The organism is Streptomyces sp. NPDC006643 (assembly GCF_042870175.1).
Lineage (GTDB): Bacteria > Actinomycetota > Actinomycetes > Streptomycetales > Streptomycetaceae > Streptomyces.
In genome coordinates this window covers 111,394-136,298 of sequence record NZ_JBIAHA010000014.1, presented here as the reverse complement: position 1 = coordinate 136,298, position 24,905 = coordinate 111,394, and the positions used below count along the sequence as shown (strand labels likewise).

Sequence of the window (24,905 nt, the reverse complement as noted above, 5' to 3'; positions counted from 1 at the left end):
TGCCACAGGGAAGACTTGAGGCCACCGGCGAACTCGGTGGACGGGGAGGCGGAAGTGTCCGTACGCCAGGAGAGCCCGGCCTCATCGACCGCGCTCCACGCTCCTCAGACCGCGCACGGCCGGGATCGCCAGCAGCAGGGCGCAGGCGACGAGGGCCATGGACGTGGACACGTACAGCAGCGGCACGGCCCCCACGACGAGCGCGAGCGGTCCCGCCGCCGCCTGCCCGACCGGCTTCATCACCAGTGACCCGGCCGCGTCGTACGCGTGCACCCGGCCGAGGACGTCCTGCGGGATGTGGGTCTGCACGCTCGTGTGGAACATGACGATCCAGAACGCCATGCCCACGCCGCTCACCCCGTAACACCCGGCAATCAGCGGTGCGGGAAGGCCGAGCGCGACACTCAACGGCATGGGCGCCCAGAGGATCATGGAGAGGGCACCGGCGCGAAGTGGATACCGCGGGCGGAGCCTGATCGCGAGGAGCCCGCCCAGTACGCTGCCCGCTCCGAGGGACGACATGACCATGCCGAACACCGATGCGCCGTGGTCAGTGACGAGCGAGCTGTTGCCGAGCGTCATGGCCGGGCCGGCCCCGGCAAGCTGCCAGAGCATGAAGACCACGATGACGCTCCACAGCCAGGTCCTGGACCGGAACTCCCGCCATCCCTCGACGAGATCGGCCCGGAACGACGTCTTGGCCTGCCGTTCGGCTGGGCCCATCGGGACCGAGCGGAGCAGGAGCAGGCAGACACCACTCCCCGCGTAGGTCAAAGCGTCGAGGGCGACCACTGCCGCCGGTGAGGAGACCACCAGCAGGAGGCCCGCCAGAGACGGTCCGATGACGACGGTGATGGACTCCGAGACACGGAGGGTGGCGTTGGCCTTCTGCACGTCCTGGGCTATGAGCGGGGTGATGCTGGCGACTCCGGGCTGGAAGAGCGCGCCGCCCGCTCCGATCAGGGCCAGCAGCGCCAGAATCTGCCACAACTGCGGCGTACCCAGCAGGAACAGCAGCGCGAGCGCTCCCTGCGAGCACAGCCGCGCGACGTCCGAGAGGACCATCAGCCGCCGGGCGCCGAAGCGGTCGGACATCACCCCGCCGAAGATGATCAGCGCGGCGAACGGCGCCACGAGCGCGGCGAGGGCGTAGCCCACCCCACTCGCCCCGTACCCCGCCCGGAGCACCGCGGCGGTGATCGCGACGGGGAGCATGGCATCGCCCAGCAAGGACATGGTGCGGGCGCCGAAGAACAGCCGGAAATCCGCTGTCCACAACGGCGGACCGAACGAGGTCTCCTTCACCCGCGGGTCATCACGCGTCACGTCCGCGCCAGCCATCGCTCACCGTCCCCCGTTGACACCGGCCGAGGCGATGCTCCCACTCCAAGACCGTTGCCGGTCAACACAATTGATCGAGCGGCGGCATGCGGCCACGGTCTTTCGGCACCCCGACGGCGACCACGCGATCACCACCCCGTGCCCCCGGACCGGCTACCGCCCGGCACGCTCCGCATCCCGCGGGGCCAGGTCACGCGCCACCGCCTTGTTCCGCATGAGGAAATCGCCGATGTAGTCCTCGTGCGGAAGGTTTCCGTCGCTGTGCGTGGTCGGCGTGTTCACGTACACGTTGCCCACGCCCGGTTCGCTCAGGAGCGCGGCGACGAGATCCGTGTCCCCGGTGATCGCGTTGACGATCAGCGAGTCGCGCAGCGGACCAACGCCATCCGCTCGGCTCCAGGGCGCGACCCAGACGCAGGGGAAGGGCAGTTCGGCGGCGAGGAGGCTGTCGTAGGGGTCCGTGACGGTGAACACCGCAGGGCCCAGCACCACACCGCCGTCCGGATGCGGTGTCACCACCTCCTTGAGAGGTATCTCGGCGTGCGCGCGGGACGCGTTCCGCTCCAGGTACCCGATCAGCGCGTCCGCCGTCTCCTGGCGTACGCGCGGCCCGAGGTGCCCTTCCGTGGTCCGCAGGCCGTCGGCCTGTGCCGTGAGCGTGCCGGCGAGGTCCCGGGCGAACCGCAGGTGGTCGCCCTCGACCAGCACCGCGGTCGTGTTCACACACGCCGCGCCGGACAGGGCCGCGACGGAGTGGGCGACGACGTCCACCGTCCCGGACGACACATGGTCGCGGGTGACCAGGGTCTTGGAGCGGCCGGGGCCCGCGACCTTCACGTTCGGCGACGTACCGTATCTGGACGCGATGTCGTCGCCCCCGTACGCAAGAGCGAGTTCGGCGCGGCGCAGCAGCGTCGGCACCCCGGCGTGCGTGGACGGGAGGCAGACGGCGCTGGTGGCGGGGAACCCGGCCGCCCTGAGCGCGAGGACGGTCCGGTGGGCGGTGAACGGTTCACGGCGCGAGGGGCGCACCGCGACCCGGTACCCGAGGGCGAGGGCCTGGAGCCAGCCGCTCTGGATCGTGGGCGCGTTGCCCGACAGGACGGCGGCGAGTGTCTCGCCACGCCGTACCCAGATGCCGCTCCCGGCGCCTTCGGTGACCTCCCGCCAGGAGCGGAGCGAGCCGTTCGGTCTCGCCCGGTCGGCGCGCGAGGGCGCTTCGGCGATCGCCACGGCGACGGCGCGGCTCATCCGCTCCGTCAGCGGCACGTTGTGCCCGGACACTCGGTTGACGTGACGGCAGTGCTCCGCGAAGGACAGCCCGCCCAGCCGGTCGTCCAGGAACCGCCGTGACGCCTCCGCCAGGCGTTCGGCGCGTTCGTGCGCGGGCAGTGAGGCGGCGCGTCGCTGGGCGAGAAGGGTCTGCGAGACGAGGAGGTCCGGGGCGAGTGAGAGGGAGGCGAGCGGACGGCCGTCCACGCCGTACACGGTCTCGCGCGCACGCGTGCTGTGCGCCCCGCGGTGTGTCAGAAGAGGTAGCTCGATGATGTTCGTCTCGGCGCTCGGAGCGGCGGAGTCGGCCACGGCCGTCATCAGTACACCCCCTCGATCACGGGCTCCCCGTCGAAGGCGGCGAGCGGCCGGGGCGAGCCGATGGCGTCGCCCACGCCTCCGTCGGCGGCGGGCAGACGGATCGCCGAGTCCCTCTCCAGGTTGTTCGGGACGAACACCCCGCTGCTGATGTGCGTCATGCGCACCTGCCCCCGCTCGCCGTACGCCACGGGCCACCGGGTCTCGGGGTCGAGGACCGCGAAGACGACGAAGGGCGGGTAGCCGTCGTAGACGGCGGACGCCCCCTCGGTGCCGACGCGTGGCTTCGCCGTGGTCAGCACCATCGTGCTGCCGTAGATGTTCTGGATGACGGTGCCGGGCAGGGCGTCCGCGATGAGGTCGTACGTGTCCTCGTCGAGGTGCGCGCCGGCGAAGGCGAGGTACTTGAGCGTGCGGCGCAACCGGTCCGTCAGCTCGTCGTGCAGGAGGAGTTCGGAGAAGATCGGTGGAGTGGTCGTGAGGGCGCCGATGTTCTGCGTACGGATGATGTGGCCGAGCTGGTCGATGAGATGAGTGAGGTAGGTGTCGGGGCTGCCGCCCGAGGACACCAGCTTCTTCACCCAGCGCGGGTCGAGGTCCACGGTGTGCAGGACGGACCCCAGTGCCTTCGCCTGGAGGCGGGTGGTGTGCCCGAACGCGTGCGGGCCGGAGGGCATCGCCACCAGCCAGGGCTCACCGGCGGGGAATCCCGCCTTCCGCAGCTCGGCCGTCTTCCATCCGAGGGTCCGCCGGACCCAGCGTTCGGTGTAGAGGAGTCGCTTCGGGGACCCGGTGGTGCCACCGGTCTCGAACACCGACGGGACCGGTTCGTGCGCCAGGCCTCTCGGCAGGAGGTCTTCGACCGGCCTGTCCCGCAGGTGCGCGGCGATGTCCGGGAATCTGCCGAGGTCGGCGAAGGAACGGATGTCCGTTACGGGGTCGAAGCCGAGCTGCCCGGCGAGGGACAGCCACAGCGGGGAACCGGTCTCTTCCGAGAAGTGCCAGCGCAGGGCGGCCCGCAGATACTCGTCGGGGTCGACCGTCGCGGCGTTCTTGGATTCGGGTTCGAGTTCGGGGTCAAGTTCCGCGTCGAGTTCGAGTTCGAGTTCGAGGAGCGAACGTGTCATGAGGTTCTCCTGTTCCGGGGACTCGCGTCGATTCACACGAACCAGTGGCTGAGAACCCGCGCCGTCTGCTGGGGGTTCAGGCGGGGATCCATCAGCGTGCGGTAGCGGGCGGGGTCGCGCGGCTCGTCCCCGTTCTCCGTGCACTCGTACACGTCCTCGGGTGTCGCTTCGAGGTGTAGACCCGCGGGCCGCCGGCCGCTGTCGATGACGATCTTCTGAAACCACGTCAGCTCCGCGATGATGTGCTCGACATGGCGGGTCTTGAAGCCGCGGGCGCTCGTGACCGTGTTGCCGTGCATCGGATCGCTGACCCAGTGCACATGCTCGATCCGCCGGTGCACGCTCCGTACCAGGGGCCGCAGCCGCTCAATCTCCCGGTGGCCCATCCGGGCGATGAAGGTGAGCTTGCCGGGCTTGTCGTGGGGATTGAGTGTGACCGCGAGTTCCGCCGCCTCGTCCGGTGAGACATCAGGTCCGATCTTCACACTGACCGGGTTGTTCAAGGTGGCCGCGACGGCGATGTGCGCCCCGTCGCGGTTGCGGGTACGCGCTCCGACCCAGGGCCAGTGGGCGGTCGCGAGGTGGTTGCCGGAATTGAGATCGGAGTCGGAGAGGCCGGAGTCGCCTCGGCGCAGGAAGGCGAGTTCGTACTCCAGCAACAGCATCTCGTGACTCGTCCAGATCGGATCGAGGTTCGCGGTCGCGCGGTGGTAGTCGGCAATCGCCGCGTAGGACGCCTGCGCGGCGGTGTGCGCCAGCGCGATGCGTGCCGGTGACGGCCGGCGCGCCTGCGCGTTCGGAAGCGGGGAGTTGACGATGGGGCCGCGGAAGCTGGGCAGTGTCAATCCGCCCACGACTTCATGGTCCTGTGAGCGGGGTTTGGCGTACTGCCCGGCGAGACGCCCGACGCCCACGACGTGCCGGCCCGTACGGCTGCGCAGATGGGACCGGAAATGTGTCAGGAAAGCGATCATGTTGCGGGTGTCGGCGTCCACATCGGATTCGATGTCCTCGACGCAGTGCCCGAGTTGCAGGATCAGTCCGCCGCCCGCGTCCAGGTTGGCGAGTTCGCAGGTGAGGTCGTCGACATCCGCACGGCTCACGAGGTCCCGCCGCGGGAGCGAGCGGACGGCGGCGCGGAGTGCCGCCAGGTCGGGCCAGTTGGGCTGTTGCCGGGCGGGGAGGCCACGGAAGTGGTCCCAGTCCGTCTCCGCGGGCGGGGTCGGATCGAGTCCGGTCTGTCCAGTCATGGGGATCATCCTTCGGAAGCGGCTCGGGGGCCCTCGGCGGGGCGGGCGGGGTTCCGCGAGGCGGTCCAGACGCAGCCGTTGCCGTCCTGATCCTTGGTGAGTTCGTGTGTGGCGCCGAGCCCCTTGTTGGTGATCATTCCGGTGGTCGCGGGCACGCAGTATTCGCAAGGGGACCGGAGGGTGATCGTGACCCCGCGGCTGCGGGCGATCTCCCGGTAGTCCCAGATGGAGCAGTGCCGTATCCGCAGGACCGAGCGGCCGGCGCCGTGTTCGACCCATTCGGTGTCGGAGCCGTAGAGATCGGCCTGGGCGTCAAGGCGCTCCAGCGGTACGCAGGCATCGTGTTTCGGAGCGGGGTCGACGGCCGCGTAGATCGTGCTGTTCGTCGTGGCCCATGTCGCGAGGTCGTGGTGGCCGAAGTGGGCCACCACGAACTGTTCCATCAGGGCCTGCCCCCGGAAGAACGCCGCTTTCCACTCCGGTTCGGCGTCGGTCGTCGGCAGCGACTCGAAGATGGCGTGCTTGACCTGAAGGAGTTCCTGCATGTGCACGCCCGCCCTCGCCTCGACCAGGAAACGCGTCAGGCCGGCCTCCGCCTCGAAGAGGCGGCGTTTCCATAAGGCGCTGCGGCGTGTGGTGTCGGAGGTGGTGTCCGCATGGGCGCGTGCGAGGGGTATCGAGGTCTGTTCGCGTTCGGTCATGGGTGGTTCATGCCTTTCGGTGGTCTCATGGCTCTTCTGATCGGAGGGCGTGGTTCTCAGGGGCTCTCCCGTGACTCCTTGCGGGCGCGCGCGTCGGCGCCGCGGAATCGGGGGACGACCCGCGCGCAGAGTGCGTCGAAGTCGTTTCCGAGGATCGTCTGGAACCCGTCGACGCCGCCCTCGTCGTACCAGCGGCGCAACTCGTCCCCGATCTGCTCGGGCGTGCCCGTGAAGGTCGCGTGCTCGCTGAGCGCGACCGCCTCGGCCGCGAACTGGGCCACCGTCTTCCCGGGGTCCTGGGCGAGATCCCACACAGGCAGATAGCGCGACCCGAAGGCGGCGAACACCTCGTCCGGGTCCTTCGCGATCACATCGGAAGGCAGCCGGTCGGCCGGACTCACCCCGTCCAGGCGCAATTCCGGGAAGCGCGCCCGGAGTTGTGCGAGTACGTGTTGTCCACCGGGCGCGCGAACACTCCGGTGCCGCTCGTGCGACAGCCGCTCGGCCTCCTCGCGGGTCTCGGTGATACGTATGTAGCAGCCCGGCAGCAGGGCCACACTGTCCGCCGCCCGGCCGGCCCGCCGTACTTCCTCGCCGAGGATGCGGCGCAGTTCCTTCGCCGCGCCCAGGGTCGGTGTGCCGGCGAAGACCCCGTCGGCGGTACGGGCCGCCAGGCGCAGCCCGGCCAGTGACGACGTGGCCTGGAGTGTGAACGGGAACGCGGACGAGTACGGCGCCATGTCGATGGGCCCCGACTGGTCGTAGAACTCGCCGTGATGGTCGACGTCGGTGATCAGGTCCTCGCGCACGAAGCGGTCCGTCGTCAGGTCAGGGGTGTTCGCCTCGGGCGGCCAACTCGCCCACAGGGCCCTGGCGACCTGGACGAACTCTTCGGTCTGCGCGTGGCGGTGCGCGTGCGGGACCTGGCGCCGTACGCCGATCGCCGTACCCGGCCGGAAGGAGGAGACGACATTGACCCAGGCCCGGCCCGTCGATATCCGGTCCAGACTGGCGAGAGCGCGTGCGAACGCGGACGGGTGGGTGTGGAGCGTGGACACGGTCGGCATGACCGCGATCCGTGTCGTGGCGCTCGCGATGACGGCGGCGGCCTGGAACGGCTCGAATGCCGTCAGCGGCGGCCCCGAACGCAGACCGGCCCGGTTCACACCCGAGAAGTCCGCCTGGAACAGCGCGTCGAAGCCGGCGGCTTCAGCCTGCCGCGCCTCCCGTACGAAAGTGTCCAGCCGGAAAGGGGAATCGGCTCTGCCTTCGGCTGTCCGCCAGTCCCGACTCGACGGCAGATACTGGGCGTTGAGCAGGAGGGTCGGTGCGCGGCCCCGCCGCCGTCCGGCGGTGGCCGACACGGTGCCGGTGGGTGACGAGGTGGTCATCGTTTCCTCTCGATGGTCCGCGCGGGCCGCTCGTGGCGGCCGGCGCGTGCGCGGGTCCGTCAGCTCTTCTGGACGCGGTAGAGAATCGGCTCCCAGGAGTTGATCGGGAAGGTGAGGTCCCGCACCGACGTACGCACCAGCAGTACTTGCGCGGAGTCGAAGAGCGGTATCCCGTACGCCTGCTCGATGATCGCCGTCACGGCCTTGTCCACCAGGGCGCGTCGCTTCCTCGGATCGACCGTGGCCGCCTGCTCGGCGAGCGGGCCGTCGACCTCCGGCCGGGGTGTCTGCCCGTCCCAGGTCGAGAGCCGCGTGGAGTAGAACGCGGCGATCCCGTCGGCGTCGCCACGGCTCGCCCCCTGGTAGACCGCGAGTTGCCAGTCGCCGGACTCGCGCAGGTCCGCCTGCTCCGCCTCCGACACCTGCTTCAGCTCAAGCGCGACGCCGATGTCGGCGAGGCCGCTCTTCACGTACTCCCAGCCGGAGGCCGCCGATCCGATGTCGGTGCTCGCGTAGGTCAGCGTCAGCTCCAACCGCCGGCCGTCCTTGGCCCGGACACCGTCGGCGCCCTTCACCCAGCCGGCGTCGTCGAGGATCGAGCGGCTGCGGGCGGGGTCGTAGCCGAGCAACGCGCTGTGATCCGTGTAGAAGGGATGGCCGCGGGAGACGACGTCGGTGGCGGGCTCGACCCCCTCGCCGTAGAACGTGTCCACCAACTCGTCCCGGTCGATGCCGAGTTGGATCGCCTGCCGTACGGAGGGGTCAGCGAGGACGGGGTCGGAGGTGTTGGTGACGAAGTTGTTCACCACACCGCGGTTGGGGGCGAGGACGGCTTTGACACCGTCCTGGTTCTTGGCCTGGGCGAGCCCGGTCTCGGTCATCGAGTACGCGAGGTCGTACTCCCCCGCCAGGACGCCGGCGGCACGCAGACTCTCCTCGGGCACGATCTGGACCGTGACCCGGTCGAGCGCGGACGCGCCCGTACGCCCGAACACGGCCGGGGCCCAGTCGTAGCCCTCACGTCTGACGTACTCGACGCGCTCGTCCTGGACCGCCTCCCGCAGGACGTACGGCCCCGAGCCAATCGTGCCCTCCGCGCAGCGCTCCTTCGGACTCTTCGCGAGGGACTCGGGAGCGATGATCCCGAACTGGCCCTCGGTGTTGGCCTGGAGGAACCCCGCGTTGGGCTCCTTGAACTCGACCCGTACCTTCTGACCGCCGAGGGCCTCGGCGTGGTCGTACCCACGGAGATAGGCACCGGGTGTCGGGGAGACTCCCTGCTCGGCCAGCTCCCACAGCGTCTCGAAGTTGTCCGCGACGACCTGCGGGGTCAGTTTCTCGCCGTTGCTGAAGGTCACGTTGTCGCGGATCGTGAACTCGTAGGCGCGTCCGCCGTCCAGACTCCGCCAGGACTCGGCCAGATACGGTTCCAGCTCGCCGGTGCTGGGATTGTGGCTCAGCAGCGTGTCCAGCACCTGTCTGCCGAAGATCGCGTACGGGTTGGACTGCGCGTAGTCGAAGCAGGTCGGGTACCAGCCGTAGGCGACGCGCAGATGCGCGGTGTCGCCGGAGGAGTCGGCTCCGCCCGTGCAGCCGGTCAGCAGGAGCGCGGCGGCTCCGCAGGCGGCGAACGAGCGCGTCAGGGTCGCGCGGATCATGTGGATGAGGTCCTGTCTTGAGAGGAACGCGGAGAGAAGGAGAGCGCCGGGGAGGCACCGGAGGCGTGAGAGGTGCGGGAGGCGTGAGAGGCGTCGGAGGGCTCGGAGGAGAGGCGGGAAGTTGGCGGAAGGGCGGGCACCGCGTCCAGCAGCGCCCGGGTGTAAGGGCTGGCGGGGGTCGAGAACACGGCCTCGGTGGCCCCGCGGTCCACGACCCGGCCGCGGTGCATGACGATCACCTCGTCGGCGACGGCGCGCACCACACCGAGGTCGTGCGAGACGAGCAGATAGGCGAGGCCGAGGCGTTCCTGGAGTTCACCGAGGAGTTTGAGCAGGGCGAACCGCACCGCCTGATCGAGGGCGGAGACCGGCTCGTCGAGCACCACGACGTCCGGGTCGAGAGCGAGGGCTCGGGCGATCGCCACGCGCTGCGCCTGCCCGCCGGAGAGCTGTGCCGGGCGGCGTTCCGCGAAGGCGGCGGGTAGTTCGACCTGTTCGAGAAGGTCCCTGGCACGCTGGGCGCGCCAACCGGCGCTGCCGATACGGTGCGCCTCCAGCGGTTCCGCGATGGCGCGCCCGACGGAGAGCGACGGGTTCAGACTGCGCGCCGGATTCTGGTAGACGAGCTGCACCCGGCGGGCGAAGGCCGCGCGGGCCCGCCGGCCGTGGCGCTGCTCCACGCCGTCCAGCAGCACGGTTCCGCCGTCCGCCCGCTCCAGCCCGGTGAGCAGGCGCAGCAGTGTGGACTTCCCCGCACCCGACTCGCCGACGACCGCGAGGGTCCGTCCCCGGTGGAGGGTGAGACTCACTTCCCGTACGGCGTCGACACGTTCGTGGCCCTTGCCGTTGTCGAACGACTTGGCCAGGTCACGCGCTTCGAGTACGACCTCCGGAGCGGACGCGGGCACGGACGCGGGCGCGGGTACGGACGCAGGCACGGACGCGGGCGCAGACGCGGGCACGGGCGGCGCCGGGCGGGCGGGCAGCGCGCTGGGCAGGGAGGTCAGAAGCTGCTGGGTGTACGAATGCTTCGGGTCGCCGAGGACGTCCTGGGTCGGCCCGGACTCCACGACGCGTCCGGCGCGCATCACGAGCAGATGGTCCGCGCGCTCCCCCGCCACGGCGATGTCGTGCGTGACCAGCAGCAGCGACAGGCCGCGCGCCGTCCGCACCTCGTCGAAGAGGTCGAGGACGAGCCGCTGGACGGTGGTGTCCAGGTTGGACGTCGGTTCGTCGGCCAGCAGCAGGCGTGGCTCCCCGACGAGCGCGAGGGCGATGAGGACGCGCTGCCGCTGGCCTCCGGAGAGTTCGTGCGGGTACTGGCGCAGCCGCAGTTCGGGCCGGTCGAGACCGACGGCTTCGAGCGCGGCGACCGTGGCGGCGCGGCTCGCCGCCTTGTCGGTGAGGCCCAGGAAGTGCCGGTGCAACTCGGCGAACTGGGCCCCGATCCGCATCAGCGGATCCAGCGCGCGGACCGGGTCCTGGGGGACGAGTCCGACCGACCGGCCGCGCAGCGCACGGGGATCGTCGATACGGCGGAGACCATCGGGGCCGTCGCCGAACTCAAGCCGCTGAAGGCTGACATGTGCCGCACGGGGTGTCAGTCCCAGCAGCGCGTGCAAGGTCGTGGACTTTCCGGAGCCCGACTCGCCGACGACGGCGACGGTCCGGCCCCGGGGCACCGTGAGGGACACACCGTCGACCGCGACCGTGCCGGCCTGGCCCCGGTGGTCCGGGTAGACGACCCGGAGGCCTTCGAGCCGCAGCAGCGTGTCGGCGGTCTTGGCCGCTTCGACGGCGGAGGTCATACGGGCCCCGCTTCCGACGCGCCGCGCATGCGACCCACGCGGTGCAGCGCGAGTACGACGACCGCGAGGACCGCTCCGGGAAGTGTGGTCAGCCACCACGCCGTCGCGAAGTGGTCCCGGCCTCCCGCGATGAGGCTTCCCCACTCCGGGTCGGGCGGTTGCGTGCCGTATCCCAGAAAGCTGAGGGCGGAGACCGAGAGGACGATCGTCGCCAGTTCCAGCGCGCCCAGCGCGGTGACGGGGCCGCGCGCGTGGGGCAGGACGTGCCGCGCCAGGATGCGGCGGCGGGGCAGCCCGAAGCCGCGCGCCGCCTCGACGAAGGTCGCCGCGCTCACGCGCAGCACTTCGGCGCGTGTGACACGGGCCAGGGCCGGGACCGAGGCGATGCCCACGGCGACGGCGAGGTTGACCGGTCCGGTGCCCAGTCCGGAGACGATGAGCAGCGAGAGCAGCAGCGAGGGCAGGGCGAGCAGTACGTCGACGGCGGCCATCAGTACGCGATCGGCGGCGCCCCCGAAGTAGCCGGCCGTCAGGCCGATGAGGACACTGAGGCCGAGGGCGAAGACCAGCGCGAGCAGCGCGATCGACAGGCTCGCCTGGGCGCCGTGGATGACCCGGCTGAACAGATCGCGGCCGAGTTCGTCCGTGCCGAAGAGATGCTGGGTCGACGGCGGGCGCAGGCGCTGGGCGACATCCTGTGCGAGTGGGTCCCGAGGTGCCACGACCCCGGGCAGCAGCGCGGCGACGGTGACGATTGCGAGGACGGTCAGCGCGATCCACGGAACGTGTGCGCGCGTTCGCGATCCTGTGCGAGGTCCTTCGGGAGGACCGCCGTGAGGACCGTCGGCAGGTCCTTTGCGCGGGCCTTGGTGAGGGACGGCTGTCACGGTCACGCGTGTGCTCCCTTGCTCTGTCGGCGCGTCCGCGGGTCGAGCACCGGATACAGAAGGTCGACGGCGAGGTTGGTCGCGGCGAAGACCAGGGCGGCGAGCACCGCGATCGTGAGGATCACCGGCGCGTCCTGCGTCTCAACCGACGAGGCGAGCAGCCGTCCGAGCCCGGCTCTCGCGAACACCGTCTCCGTGATGACGGTGCCGACCAGCACCCCGCCGACGGTCAGTCCGGTCAGCGTCACGAAGGGAAGCAGCGCGTTGCGCGCCACATGGACGACATACACCCGGCCCCGGGACAGCCCCCGTGCGCGCAGAAGCTCGACGAACTCCGCCTGCCCGGCCTGGTCCAGGCTCCGTACGAGGACCGCCGTCAGCGACGCCGAAACCGGCAGGGCGAGCGCGACAGCGGGCAGCACCAGCGCGGACAGACCGGTTCCGCCCGCCGAAGGCACCCAGCCCAGGGTGAACGAGAAGAGTTGAAGCAGCAGCAGACCGAGCCAGAAGGCGGGGATCGCGGCGACCACGGCGGGCACGTTCACGAGAATCCGGTGAACGGCGCTGTCGCGGCGCCACGAGGTCACCAGCGCCAGCGTGAGCGAGAACGGTACGGCGATGGCGAGCGCCGCGGCGGCGAGGCCGAGCGTGTTCGGGGCCACCGCCGCGATGGTCTGCGGTACCGGCCTGCCCGACTGGAAGGACGTACCCGGGGCGCCGCGCAGGAACTGTCCCAGCGTCTCGACGTAGCGGATCAGCAGGGGCCGGTCGAGCCCGTACTGCTCGCGCAGTGCCTGGACCTGTTCCGGTGTGCCGCCTCCCGCACCTGCCGACCGGCGTTCGAGCATGAGCGCGACCGGGTCGCTGGGGAGCGCGTAGAGCAGGAAGAACGACAGTGTGTACACCGAGAACACCACGACGACGAAGTAGCCGCAGCGGCGCAGTACGTACGCGGCCGTCGAGCGGTGTGCCGTCGGCCGTTTCGGCAGGGCGACCGGAGGCAGTACTGGTTGCGAGGTCCCTGTCACGCCTCAGAACCTCTCCCACGCCTGGGTGAGAACCGCGCGCAGCGCCTGCTCGATGAAGTCGAACTCGGGCGGGCCGATGACGGCCGGGGGCGCCAGGAGGATCGCGGGGTCGCCGCGCTCGTCGAGGCGGGCGTGCAGCCCGGCCTCGTGCAGCGCCGGCGCCAGCAGTTCGTCGAGGAGGCGGCGTCGTTCCTGCGGGGCGAAGGGCTCCCGGGTGTGCTTGTCCTTCACCAGCACGACACCCCAGAAGTACCCGGCGCCGCGTACGTCGCCGACGATCGGCAGGTCGCGCAGCTTGTCCAGCGTCGAGCGGAACAGGTCCTCGTTGGCGCGGACCTGCTCGTTGAGCTTCTCGCGTTCGAAGATCGCGATGTTCTCCAGCCCTACCGCGGCGGCGACCGGATGCCCGCCGAAGGTCAGGCCGTGCACGAAGGTGTTCTCCTTCTTCGTGAAAGGCTCGAACAGGCGGTCGCTGACGATGGTCGCGCCGGCCGGAATGTATCCGGACGTGATCCCTTTCGCACCGGTGATGACATCGGGCGCGATCCCGAATCGGTTGCTCGCGAAGAAGTCACCGATACGGCCGAAGGCGGTGATGACCTCGTCGGCGACGAGAACGACTCCGTAGCGGTCGGCTATCTCGCGGACGCGCTCGAAATAGCCCCGGGGCGGCGGGATCGCCGCACCTGAATTCTGCACGGGCTCAAGGAAGATCGCGGCGACGGTCTCCGGTCCTTCGAACTCGATCGCCTCCGCGATCCGGTCCGCCGCCCAGCGGCCGAAGGCGATCTCGTCGTCCCGCAGATACTCAGGAGCGCGGTAGATATCGGTGGTCGGCACCTTGTGGCCGCTCGGAACGAGTGGTTCGAAAGGTGCCCGCAGTCCGGGGAGAGCGGTGATGGAAAGGGCGCCGTGGGTGGTTCCGTGGTAGGCGATGGTGCGGCTGATCACTTTGTGCCGGCCGGGCTGCCCGATGGCCTTGTAGTACTGCTTGACGAGTTTCCACGCCGTCTCGACGCTCTCGCTTCCGCTGTTCGTGAGGAAGACACGGTTCAGATCACCCGGCGCCCGTTCCGCCAGCGCCTCGGCCAGTTCCGCGGCGCGCGGGTGAACGGCGTTCCAGATCGGGAAGTAGTCGAGTTCGCGGATCTGTCTCGCGGCTGCTTCCGCGAGTTCGGGCCGACCGTGGCCGGCATTGACGGCGAACAGTCCGGAAAGGCCGTCCAGGAAACGGCGTCCCTTGTCGTCCCAGAGGTACGCGCCCTCCGCGCGGGTAATGACGGGGACCTCGCCGCCGGCGGCGAGTTTCGCGTGATTCGTGAAGTGCAGCCAGAGATGGTCACGGGTCTGCTGTTGGACATGAGAGGTGGACAAGAAACGCTCCCGGGCATCGCTAAATGGTTCTACGGACAAGGAGAAGCCGGATTTACCGACGGAGTGGGTGGGTGCGGCGTCGGCAGCCGCGGACCGGCCGGCTCAGATCGCCAGCTTTGGGGAGTACTGCCGCAGCCAGGAGGCGAAGTTCAGAACGACTTCGCCTTCGAAGTTGCTCACCAGGCCGTGTGACCGCGCCGAGTCGGTGACCTGGCCCGGCGCCAGCACACGCGCGGCGAAGATGTCCCCGAGGCCGTCGGGCGGATCGGCGAGGACCTCGACGACCTGCTCTTCGAGCCTGCGTGAGTAGTCCGGATCGGGCGTGGTCGGATAGGGCGACTTCTTGCGCTCCAGCACACCCACCGGGAGCAGATCACGCGCCGCGTCGCGCAGCACGCCCTTCTCCCGGCCGCCCGCGTTGTGGATGTGCTGCGACAGCGTCACCAGGTGCTCGACGATCCGGTGATCGCAGAACGGAACACGCACCTCAAGGCCGCTGGCCATGCTCAGCCGGTCGTTGCGGTCCAGCAGCATCGGCAGGAAGTAGGAGGTGGCGAGATAGATGATCTCCCGGTGCCGCCGCTCCTCCTTGCTCAGCGCGGGGTCGAACGAGAGCCCGCCGAGCGCGGTGGCGTACTCGTCACGCAGATACTCGTCAAGTCGCAGCGCCCTGGCGAGATCGGGGTCGATCGTGTCCAGCACACGCTGGTGGAGATAGCCGTGGGCCGGGCTGTCCGCCATCCACGGGAACGTCTGCGCCCATACCGCGCGCGGATCGTGGAACCACAGATAGCCGCCCAGGATCTCGTCGGCCGCCTCACCGGACAGCGCGACGGTGGCGTGCCTGCGTACCTCACGGCAGAGCAGGAGAAGACTCATGTCGAGGTCGCCGAACCCGTTGGGCAGGTCCCGCGCCCGTACGGTGGCATCGCGGACATCGCCGCCGGCGAGCAGTGTGCTGTCCAGCACGATGTTGGAGTGCAGCGAACCGATGTGGTCCGCCGCCTCCCGCGCGTACCGGCGGTCGAGCGCGGACCGCGAGTCGGCCGAGCCCGCCGCGTCCGTGAAGTCCACGGAGAACGAACTCACCCCGCCGCGTCCGGGCAGGCGGTTGGCGATCGCGGTGACGACCGAGGAGTCCAGGCCGCCGGAGAGAAAGGTGCACAGCGGGACGTCCGCGATCGTCTGCCGCGCGACCGTGTCGTCCAGCAGCGAGCGCAGCCGCTCGACCGCGTCCTCCAGGCTGTCCGCCTCGGTCGGACGGCCGACGAAGTCCCTGATGTCCCAGTAGCGGACGGTCCTGACACCGCGTCTGGAGAACTCGAGTATCTGACCGGGCAGCACCTCCGAGATCCCCCGGTACGGGTTGGTGCCCGGGAATTTCAGCAACGGCAGCACAAGCTGCCGCAGACCGTCCTCGTCGACCGCCGTGACCACGTCCGGATGGGCGAGAATCGATTTCGCCTCGGAGCCGAAGATCAGGCTGTCACCGTCGTGGTGGTAGTGCAGCGGCTTCACGCCGAGATGGTCGCGTACGAGCCACAGGGTCTCTTCCCGGTTGTCCCAGACCGCGAAGGAGAATATCCCGTTGAATCTCTCGACGGCACGCGCGCCCCACTCGTCCCAGGCGGCGAGAACTACCTCGGTATCACTCGATGTTCGAAAGCTGTGGCCCCGGGAGGACAGCTCGCGGCGAAGCTCCTGGTAGTTGTACAACTCGCCGTTGTAGGTGAGTGCGAGCCGGGGCTCGGAGCCCGCCGGAGCGGGGGTGAGCATCGGCTGATCGCCATTCTCGATATCGATCACCGACAGCCTTCGATGGGCGATCACGGCGTAACGGGAAAGCCATACTCCGGACCCGTCGGGGCCTCGCTGGGCGTGCTCGTCGTTCATCTTCTCGGCGATGGCCCGTGCGTCGGGAGGGAGTCCGGATAAAGCAATCCACCCGGCTATTCCGCACATGGCAAATCAACTCCGTTCTTGATCTTCTGATACCGAACGAGATCGAGAGGTTGTCGTGGCAGGTCAATGCTGTGAACAGGGTTGGATTATCGCGACTCACGCCGTCGGCGACATTGCCTCAGCGGAGGAAGAATGGGCACGTGAAGACGGATCTCTCCACAGGGGATCTCCGAATATGGGTGCCCTCAGGGACAGCAGTCGAGAACCGTACCGCGCGAGAGGTAATCAGGTCCTACAACAGAGATGAATAACCACATCGCAGCACACATCTGACGGCGCGTCAGTAGGGCGAATTAGAGTGGTCATGCGCTGAAGGATTGCAACACGCGACGAGCCCGCGCAAGGACTGATCCCCAACGTCTCACCATTTGAGACGCGGGCGGTTGCGCCCGCCACGGGGGTGCCGAAGTGCCCCGGGAGACCCGGCCGTTGTGGTCGAACACCGCTCGGCGGAGGCGGCCTCACGCGGGCAGCCGCGCGGCGATCGCCTCCCGGGAGAACGCCTTGGCGAGCAGGTCCGCGAGCATGGTGAGCTGCCGCGTCGTGCGGTCGGTACGCCAGATCAGGGCCAGTTGTGACGGCTCGTCAAGACCGTCGATCGGCAGGTAGCGAACATCGCTGCGCAGGGCCCGTTCGGCCAACGGGCGGCAGACCAGCATGCCGTGATCGCCGGAGGCCACGAGCGCCAGGCCCTCCTGCACGGTCGTGATCCCCGCGGTCGAACGGATGGGCGCGCCACCGGGTGTCGAGCGGGGCACGCCCGCTGCCATCCAGTAGTCCGGGGCGTCCCCGACAGGGTGGACGATGTCCAGCCCCGCCAGCTCCTCGACATCCACCTGGTTGACGCCTGCTGCGGCCAGCGGATGCGACGACGCGACGGCGAGCAGCCGGTCCTGCGGCGGAAAGCGGAATCCCGTGGTCAACGCGGCCTCGTTGACGGGAAGTTCGACCACGACGGCGTCGACCTGGCCCGCGAGAACGGCCGAGAAGGGTGAGCCCAGCGGAATCTCGCACAGCGCCAACGTGACGTCGTGGTGCGCGCGAAGCTGGCGAAAGGCCTCGGTCAGCTCCTCGTACACGCTGCCGTGGAAGCCGATCCGCACCTGGGACAGCGTGCCGCTGCCGGCGCGCTCCCTGGCCTGGGTGATCACCGTGCTCAGCGTCTCGTACGCCGGGCGCACCTCGTCGACGAACTGCGCGCCGAACCGGCTCAGGCCCACGCTTCGGCTGGTGCGCTCCACGAGCCGTACCCCGACCCGGCGTTCGAGGGCCGCGACGAGCTGGCTGACCCGGCTCTGGGAACAGCCAAGACGCGAGGCCGTCCGGCCGAAGTGCAACTCCTCGGCCAGCACCAGCAGACACTCGATCTCCTGGACATGGACCTGATTCATCGCGCCCCCTCGGCACCTGATCGATTACTCCAGCTTATCAACCGTTGAGAAAATGGCTCTTGTTCCCGTTCCGGGGCGCTGATTGGTTGGTGCCATGGTCTCGCACACACCGGCTCACCCCACCGGTTCTGATCCCGCTCGCACCACACCGTGGCAATGGATGTCGGTCGTCGTACTGTCGCTGAGCACGTTCGTGGTCGTGACCTCCGAGATGCTGCCGGTCGGGGTGCTCACCCCGATGGCCGACGGCCTGCGGATCACCCCCGGTACAGCGGGATACAGCCTGGCCATCACCGGGGTGGTGACCGCGGTCACCGCCCCCACCGTGCCACGGCTGCTGGGAGCGGTCGACCGGCGCGTGGTCCTGGCCGTGGCGATGGTGGTGCTGGCGGCGGGCAACGCGCTGAGCGCCGTGGCACAGGGATTCGGCCTGCTGGTCGTCTCCCGGATCATCCTGGGAATCGGGATGGGAGCGGTGTGGGGCCTGGCGGCTGCCGTCGCGACCCGCCTGGTGGCTCCCCGTAACGCCGCCCTGGCGGTGTCCGCCGCCGTCAGCGGGGTCGCGGCGGCCTCGGTCGTCGGCGTTCCGCTGGGCACGCTGGTCAGCAACGCCTTCGGGTGGCGTGCCGCGTTCGCCTCCCTCTCCGCCGCCGCGGTGGTCCTCGCCGCCGGGCTGGTGCTGGCACTGCCCCGACTCCCCCGCCCGGTCACACCGACGGCCGCGGACGACCGGGCGGTCCGCGAGCCGCTGCTGCGCATCCCCGCGGTGACGGCCGGTCTGGTACTGATCGTGCTCCTCGTCACCGCGCACTTCGCCGCCTATACGTATGTACGGCCCGTCCTCGAAGAGCGCACCGAACTCACGCCGGGGGCCGTCGCGTTCGTCCTGCTGGTCTACGGCGTGTTCGGGCTGGCGGGCAATTTCGCCGCCGGAGCCCTGGCAGCGCGGCGCGCCCGCGTCACGGTGGTGGGCCTGGCGGCCGGCATCGCCGCGGCGATCGCGCTGCTCGCGCTCTTCGGCACCGTCGCCGGCGTCACCGGCATCAGCGTCGCCCTGTGGGGTCTCGCGTACGGCGGGCTCTCGGTGGCCGGCCAGATCTGGATGACCCAGTCCGCACCGCACCGTGTCGAGCATGTGACCGGGCTGTACGTGGGTGTGTTCACCGCCGCCATCGCACTGGGCGCCTTCCTGGGCGGCACCGTCGTGGAATCGGCCGGCATCACCTCACTGCTCTGGAGCGCCGCCGCGCTCGCGGTCGCGGCCCTCGCCACCGGGCTGCTCGGCTCCGGCCCGGCTCCCTCACCCCGTCGTCCCAAGGACGCCGCCGCCGAGCCGGACCAGCTGAGGGACACCACCGCCACCGCACCTGCCTGTACGTCGAGTTGACGGCGTACGCCTCTCGCACCGAGGCAGCGCGATCGGCCGGACACCGGCCTGTCAGCCACTTCCGGACGGGTCGGCGTCAGCGGCGCCGACCCGGCGTCTCGCCGGACCGGCGGCGTTCCCCGGCCGGTGGGCCCCGGGCACCGACGAGTAAGGTGCGGCGGTACGTACGAAAGGGGCAGGGCACCTTCGGGTGGCCGGTGCGACGGGGGAACGATGCGGCGCTGGGTGAAGGTATCCGTGGTGGCTGCGGCCGTGCTCGGGCTGGGCGGTTATCTGGCCGCGCCGTCCGCGCAGGAGTGGCTGTTGGTCCGGCAGGCGTGCGACGGGTCACTGCCGCGCGACGCGGTGAAGGGGCTCACGCCGGCGGACGCCCGTCTGGAGTCGGCGGAGTCGAAGCGTACGGAGGCGCTGGGCTCGTACTCCTGCGTGCTCACCTTCGAGGGCGACGAGGTCTACCGGGACCGGACCGTCGCGATGTCCGCGTACACCCGGCGCGACGACCAGGACAGGGCGTTCATGGCGATGTTCCCCAAGGACGGGTTCGACGGCCAGACACCGCTGCCCGGGAGTCTGCCGGGCTTCATCGACCAGTACGGCTCCATCCGGTTCCTCGTACCCTGCCCGGATCTCGGCAAGGACGGCCAGGGCCGGCCGCGCAAGTTGTTGGTGCAGACGTCCCTGGGGCAGGACATACCCGCCAAGACGCTGGGGGCCGCGTACCGAACCGCCGTGGCGTTCACCAACTCGGCCTCCGACAAGGTGGGTTGTGGCGCCAAGACGATCGAGCCCCCGAAGAAGGACCTGCCACGAGACGCCGCCACGGATGATCCGCCGGCGGTCCCGCTGACCGAGGCGGCGGGCACGGACTGCGCCTGGGTGTCCCGCGCCGGTCTGCCGGAGGACAGCGGCTGGCGGATCAGGGTGGGCGCGAACACCGCTGCCCCGACCGGGCGTTGCGAGCTGATGTCCAAGGGTGAGGACGGTTCGTCCGAGGACGGCTCGGTGCTCGCCTTCGTGTCCTGGTACGGCGACTGGAGCAACCGGCTCACGGCGGACGAGAACGACGGCGTCCCCCGGCCGGGAACCGCGAGCGCCCGCTGCGACGGCGAGGCCGCCAACTACGCGTACGCCGGCTCCCGCAAGGTCATCCCCGGGGTCGACACGGCGGCCAAGGAGCGGATGTTCAAGGAGTTCGCGCGGGACGAGGTCCGCCGGCACGGCTGCTCGGAGCTGCGGTTCCACTCCTGACGCGGCTGAACTACCTGAGCCACAGCCCCCGTACGTAGAAGTCGTCCATCAACTGCCGCATGGCGGCTGCCCGTCGGTCCGGTACGTCGCGCTGCTCCGCCCACCGGTCCAGCACGGTGAACATCTGCTCTCGACCGTCCATCAGATCGCCCCGCACGGGGCCGGCCGCCGGCCGGTCCGCTATGTCGCCCACCGGGAGGCGGGTCTTCAGCTGCCGCTCAGCCGGGCGGAAGGTGCCCCGGGTGTGCCGGCGCACGGACCGGTCGAAGGCGTCGAGGTCGGAGATCGTGCCGTCCCTGGTGTGGTTGGCGCGGTGCTTCATCAGGGTGCCCACCTGGCCCGCCAGATCCTGGAGATCGTTGTCCGGCCAGATCGTCGGACCCGCCTCGCGGTCGGCCGAGGAAGGTCGGAAGTCGGGGTCGCCGCCCTCATCGGTCAACCGCTCCAGATAGGCGGCCAGATTGGCGCGTTCGGCGTCGTAGAGAACGGCGAACGCCTCCGGGTCCTCAGTGAGTTCGGCCACCAGGGACCTCATGTCCGTGTCCGCGTCGAAGTCGTCGTACTCGAATCTGGTGTGAACCTCGCCGGGCGCGAGGAAGCGGCCGAGTTCCGTGAAGCCGTTCTTGTCGGGCAGGGCCTCGTTGGGCAGGGCCACCGGACTGGTCGCGTCATTCCCGCCGAAGCCGTCGTCCCGTCCGACGTCCACCACATACTCGGCCAGCATCCGCGCCACACCCGGCGCCAGTCCCGCCGGAATCTCCTGGCCGCTCAGGACCGCGGCCACCGCGTAGGCGCTACGGGCCTGCGCCGCGGTGTGCGGCTTGCCGGGTCCCGCGGCGCGGGTGCCCGCGTCGACGACACGGCCGAGCGCGCGGGCCCCGTCACCGCACACCTCGTCGTGCGCCAGCAGGCGCGTCGCGGACGAGATCGCGTCGAGGTCGTCCCCGGGATCCAGTGCCTTCGTGGCCGCGGCGGGATCGTCGGCGAGTGCCCGCACCGACGCCGGCACCTCGTGGCACTTCTCGCCGTCCTCGTCACCGGTGACGGCCACCACGACGGCGACGGCGGCCACCAGCACCACGAACGCCGTTCCCAGCGCGAGGAGTTGATACTTCCCCGCCCGGCGCAACCGCCCACGGAGCCCCGGCCGCCCGGCGGAACTCTCCGCGTCGCCGCCCTCGCCGCCGTCACTACCGCTTTCCCCGATGCCCCCGATACGCATCCGGCAAGAGTAGGGCCTGGCTTTCGGCCGCCGACGACCGCCTGGGTCATGGTGCCGAACGACGGCCACGGCGAGGTTCCGTGGCCGTGACCGTCGTCGGCGCGCCGGGCGCGCTAAGGGCGCTTACCTGTGGGACACCTCCTTGGCGGGGAGCACGGAAAGTGCCACCACACGTGCGTCGTTACGGCCCCGGCCCCGAATCCGCAGGGCGACGTAGCGGGCCGTGCCCTTCGCGCTGAGCGTCGCGACCCGGCCCTTGGTGCGGAACGTACCGGCGGGGTCGTACGACAGGCCGTCCGCGCTGAACTCGGCCTCCGCCGACGGCGTACGTCCGCCCGTCCAGGAGATCCGGATCTCGCCGATCGCCGTCGGCGCCCCGAGATCGACGACCATACGGCCGTCGGCCCCCGGGCTCCAGGAGGTGTGCGGGTCGCCGTCGACCGCGGTCGCCGGGTCGGACATGCCGGCGGGGAGCGGCGCCGTCGGGAAGGTCGTCCGGCCGAGCGCCACGTCGGCGAGCGGGTAGGCGTTGGCCCCGCGTACGGTCACCTGCTCGGTACGCCCACGGCGCACGCTGACACGTATCGCCCGGCCGCCCGAAGGGGTGACCACCAGACGGCAGTTGGGCCCGGTCAGCCGGAGCGTCGCCGCGTCCAGCACCTCGGCGCGCACTCCGGCGGGCACACGCCCGCCTCCGTCCGGCCGCAGGACGAACCGACCGGGCGCCAACTCCGCGTGCGCGGCGGGGAGTTCGACACGGTAGTCGGTGCCGTCGGCCGTGACCGTCTGCGTACCGGCGTACAGCCGCACCGAGCGTGTGTCCTGCGGCAGGGACACCGTGGTGGTGACGGCGGCGGCCGACAGGTTGAAGAGGCTGAGGTGGCCTCCCGCGGTGCTGGCACGTACGTCCGGATGTCCCGAACGAGGTGCCTCGCGCCCCGCCGCCGCCTTCACCTCGGACGGGGCGCCGTCGGCGTAACCCTCCACGACGACGGCCTCGGCGGGCCCGTCGGAGAGGATGAGGCTGTCGCCGTAGACGGCCAGCGCGTTCTTGGCCCCGCGTACGACGAGACCCGCGCGCCCGTCGACCGAGACCCAACCGCCGGTGCTGGTGAGGTCGGCCTCCGGGTAGCGCGCCAGATCCGTCCAGGTCTCGCCGTCGGCCGAGCCCTGGAGCGCGTACCCGCGTCCGGCGGCGGACTCCCAGCGCAGGGTGACACGGTCGAACTCCCGTGCCTGTCCGAGGTCGACGGTGATTCTGCTGTCCGCGCGGACGCGCTCGGCGACGGAGACCGCCCAGCGCGTCGCGAGGTCGCCGTCGACGGCCAGGGCGGCGCCCTTACCCGTGTCGGAGGACGAGGCGGTCGCCGTCGCACCCCGGGCGAGGTCCGCTCCCTCCGCGCCGTCGCGGACCTCGATCGCGTACAGGGAGTAGCCGTAGCGCGGGTCCGGGGTGATCCCCTGCATCCGCAGATAGCGGTAGGACACCTTGGCGAAGGTGGTGTCGTCGGTGCGCCCACCAGGCGCCGGGGGCGTGGAGCCGCTGTCCTTGGCGGCGACGGTGACCGCCCCCTCGGCGGCGGTGTACGTACGGCCGCCGTCGAGGCCCGGCACGCCCGGCATGGTGAAGTTGTGCACTTCGAGACGGCCCTCGCCGGCGGCGACGCCGCTCGTCGCGTAGACGACGTCACCGGAGGGGAGGGTGGTGAACCCGGCGAATCCCGTGGGCAGCGTGAAGAGCGTGGCGCTGCCGTCGAAGCCGTCACGGAGTTCGGTGTACGTGGCGACGGAACGGGAGACGGGCTTGGCCGAGGTCGCGGGAAGGAACATCGGCGTGGCACCGCTGACGGCGAACAGCCAGTCGTCATGGGCGGGCTGCCAGGCGAACTTGACGAAGCCGGGCTTGCTGACGGCCGCGGCCCACGCCGCCGGGGACTGGTGCGCGACAAGACCGGGCGCGGTGCCGAAGTCCTTGACGCCGCTGGCCCGTTCGAACAGCTCCCGCTCCGAGAGAGGGCGAACGGCCTTGCCCTGCGCGGCCCGCCACTCGTGCAGCAGATAGCTGACGGCTATCTCGGCGCGGGCCTCCGGCTCGTACTTCGGTTCCCCGGAGAACTTGGTCAGACGGTTGACCGGCGGGTACGCCTGGTAGGCCGCCAGGCGTTCGGCCAGCGCGGTCTCGGCGCGGGCGGCTGCCCGGTCTCCCAGCACCTGGGCGAGAAACGCGATGGGGATGACGTCGCGTCCGTAGAGGTGCTCGCGGTCGTTGACCATCGGCATCAGCGGCTCACCCGAGTCGCTCATCACCAGGAGGAGGGTCTCCCAGAGAGGTCCGGCGTTCGGCTGGGAGGTCAGGACCTCGGGCATCGGCCGGCCCGCGGTGACGAAGTGCGCGGCGTTGCGCCCGGACGTACGCCACAGCTCGGACTGGTAGTGCGGGCCGAACGAGCCGTGGTTCTCGACGATGAAGGTGTCGTACAGATTCTGCGCGGTGTTTTCGCTGACGGGGACGCCGTCGACCAGGGCCGGGTTGGCGCGGTCGGCGGCCGGCAGTCCGGCCTCGTTACGGCTCCAGCGGCCGAAGGCGTCCTTCCACTGCTGGTACTTGGCGTTGTCGGGCGCCCACGCGAGACCGGGGGCCAGCGACTGCGCGTAGACACCCATCTCCTCCAGCTTCGTGTCGCCCACGAAACCGCCGGTGAGACCGTTCGGCGTCCAGCCGCCCGACGCGGGGTCGTTGCCCGTACCCAGACCGGTGGTGTGGTCGGCCTGCGCCCGCACGATCGTGTCCACGTTGTCGCGCGTCGCACTGTCCAACCGGTCCCAGAGAAGGCGCGCCGCGAGGACGAAGTAGAGCTGGAAGGTGGTGTCGAAGAAGAGCGTGCGGCCCCATTCGGTGCCACCGGCAAGGCGGTTCGAGGCCGCGAAGTGCTTGATGGTGTCGAGGGTGCGGGAGAGCAGGGTCTTCTCCTCGACGCCGGCCAGCTCGGCGTCGTACGTCCCACGGGTGAGCAGCAGCGCGTTGCCGAGGACGACGGCGAAGCCGAAGTCCTTGGCGGTGTAGTACCCCTTGGCCGCGTCCCACTGGGTCTCGGACCAGCGGGTGTGGGTGAGCAGCGCCCGGTAGTAGACATCGGCGACGCCGTCGGGTGCGGCCGGGCGGTGCGCGGTCGGCCGACCGTCGGCGACGGCCGACGAGACGCCGAGGGACGACGCGGTCGTCAACGCCACGGTCAGGCCCGCCAGTTGGGCGAATCGGCGTCTGCTCAGCTCTGCCGGGTGGTGATTCACGCGGATGCGCCTCCTGGGATCGACCTAAGACAACGTTGTCAAAGCGCGTTCATTCTTGGTTCGCGAAGTCGGAACCGTCAAGACCCTGGGCGCGCATCCATGGCGGAGGAGCGGACACCGGGCGGACACCGGGCCCGCCGTCGGCGCGTGGCTCCACGGCGGGACGTACGCGCAGTGCGGTCCCCCGGGGCCGGGTTGATCAGGCACCTTTCGTGGAGGTGGGCCCGCTTCGGACAGGGGCGGTGGGGC

At 70.3% G+C, this 24,905-nt stretch carries 17 protein-coding genes; 2 read left to right on the top strand and 15 right to left on the bottom strand.

Annotated elements, in window-relative coordinates:
- Positions 1 to 81 precede the first annotated feature (81 nt).
- From ACFYNU_RS20130 to ACFYNU_RS20070, 13 genes are all read right to left on the bottom strand, one after another.
- Positions 82 to 1,341, bottom strand: a complete 1,260-nt coding sequence (locus tag ACFYNU_RS20130) for an MFS transporter (RefSeq protein WP_356591357.1) — start codon at positions 1,339 to 1,341, stop codon at positions 82 to 84.
- Between the two features lie 153 nt (positions 1,342 to 1,494).
- A complete protein-coding gene (locus ACFYNU_RS20125; protein WP_356591359.1) occupies positions 1,495 to 2,934 on the bottom strand; it encodes an aldehyde dehydrogenase family protein in 1,440 nt (479 codons plus the stop codon).
- On the bottom strand, positions 2,934 to 4,058 hold the full coding sequence (locus ACFYNU_RS20120) for an AMP-binding protein (RefSeq protein WP_356591361.1): 1,125 nt from the start codon (positions 4,056 to 4,058) through the stop codon (positions 2,934 to 2,936). Before ACFYNU_RS20120 ends, ACFYNU_RS20125 begins: the two co-directional genes overlap by 1 nt.
- A gap of 32 nt (positions 4,059 to 4,090) precedes the next feature.
- Positions 4,091 to 5,308, bottom strand: coding sequence for a 3-deoxy-7-phosphoheptulonate synthase (locus tag ACFYNU_RS20115; RefSeq protein WP_356591363.1), 1,218 nt, complete (start codon positions 5,306 to 5,308; stop codon positions 4,091 to 4,093).
- A 5-nt stretch (positions 5,309 to 5,313) separates the two neighbouring features.
- Positions 5,314 to 6,009, bottom strand: a complete 696-nt coding sequence (locus ACFYNU_RS20110) for a hypothetical protein (protein WP_356591365.1) — start codon at positions 6,007 to 6,009, stop codon at positions 5,314 to 5,316.
- A 56-nt stretch (positions 6,010 to 6,065) separates the two neighbouring features.
- A complete protein-coding gene (locus ACFYNU_RS20105) occupies positions 6,066 to 7,400 on the bottom strand; it encodes an LLM class flavin-dependent oxidoreductase (RefSeq protein ID WP_356591367.1) in 1,335 nt (444 codons plus the stop codon).
- Between the two features lie 59 nt (positions 7,401 to 7,459).
- On the bottom strand, positions 7,460 to 9,058 hold the full coding sequence (locus tag ACFYNU_RS20100; protein ID WP_356591369.1) for an ABC transporter substrate-binding protein: 1,599 nt from the start codon (positions 9,056 to 9,058) through the stop codon (positions 7,460 to 7,462).
- Positions 9,055 to 10,866, bottom strand: coding sequence for an ABC transporter ATP-binding protein (locus tag ACFYNU_RS20095; protein ID WP_356591371.1), 1,812 nt, complete (start codon positions 10,864 to 10,866; stop codon positions 9,055 to 9,057). Before ACFYNU_RS20095 ends, ACFYNU_RS20100 begins: the two co-directional genes overlap by 4 nt.
- Complete coding sequence (locus tag ACFYNU_RS20090) at positions 10,863 to 11,588, bottom strand: ABC transporter permease (protein ID WP_356591373.1); 726 nt, start codon at positions 11,586 to 11,588, stop codon at positions 10,863 to 10,865. The genes ACFYNU_RS20095 and ACFYNU_RS20090 overlap by 4 nt, the downstream gene beginning before the upstream one ends.
- 167 nt (positions 11,589 to 11,755) lie before the next feature.
- Positions 11,756 to 12,781 (bottom strand): ABC transporter permease, encoded by a 1,026-nt coding sequence (locus ACFYNU_RS20085; RefSeq protein WP_356591375.1) that lies wholly within the window; start codon positions 12,779 to 12,781, stop codon positions 11,756 to 11,758.
- Positions 12,782 to 12,784: 3 nt separating this feature from the next.
- Complete coding sequence (locus tag ACFYNU_RS20080) at positions 12,785 to 14,155, bottom strand: aspartate aminotransferase family protein (protein WP_356591377.1); 1,371 nt, start codon at positions 14,153 to 14,155, stop codon at positions 12,785 to 12,787.
- Between the two features lie 102 nt (positions 14,156 to 14,257).
- Positions 14,258 to 16,117 carry an asparagine synthase (glutamine-hydrolyzing) gene (gene asnB / locus ACFYNU_RS20075; RefSeq protein WP_356591379.1) on the bottom strand — a complete coding sequence of 620 codons (1,860 nt, stop codon included), beginning with the start codon at positions 16,115 to 16,117 and terminating at the stop codon, positions 14,258 to 14,260.
- A gap of 461 nt (positions 16,118 to 16,578) precedes the next feature.
- Positions 16,579 to 17,508: a LysR family transcriptional regulator gene (locus ACFYNU_RS20070; RefSeq protein ID WP_356591381.1), complete on the bottom strand. Its 930-nt coding sequence runs from the start codon at positions 17,506 to 17,508 to the stop codon at positions 16,579 to 16,581.
- Positions 17,509 to 17,668: 160 nt separating this feature from the next.
- On the opposite strand from ACFYNU_RS20070, the gene ACFYNU_RS20065 reads away from it, so the two are divergent.
- Both ACFYNU_RS20065 and ACFYNU_RS20060 read left to right on the top strand, forming a co-directional pair.
- A complete protein-coding gene (locus ACFYNU_RS20065; RefSeq protein ID WP_356591383.1) occupies positions 17,669 to 18,895 on the top strand; it encodes an MFS transporter in 1,227 nt (408 codons plus the stop codon).
- Positions 18,896 to 19,135: 240 nt separating this feature from the next.
- A complete protein-coding gene (locus ACFYNU_RS20060; RefSeq protein WP_356591385.1) occupies positions 19,136 to 20,143 on the top strand; it encodes a hypothetical protein in 1,008 nt (335 codons plus the stop codon).
- 10 nt (positions 20,144 to 20,153) lie between these two features.
- Here the strand turns inward: ACFYNU_RS20060 and ACFYNU_RS20055 are convergent, their stop codons facing one another.
- Together ACFYNU_RS20055 and ACFYNU_RS20050 are read right to left on the bottom strand one after the other, a co-directional pair.
- Positions 20,154 to 21,365 carry a hypothetical protein gene (locus ACFYNU_RS20055; protein ID WP_356591387.1) on the bottom strand — a complete coding sequence of 404 codons (1,212 nt, stop codon included), beginning with the start codon at positions 21,363 to 21,365 and terminating at the stop codon, positions 20,154 to 20,156.
- 123 nt (positions 21,366 to 21,488) lie between these two features.
- Positions 21,489 to 24,656 carry a discoidin domain-containing protein gene (locus ACFYNU_RS20050; protein WP_356591389.1) on the bottom strand — a complete coding sequence of 1,056 codons (3,168 nt, stop codon included), beginning with the start codon at positions 24,654 to 24,656 and terminating at the stop codon, positions 21,489 to 21,491.
- Positions 24,657 to 24,905 lie beyond the last annotated feature (249 nt).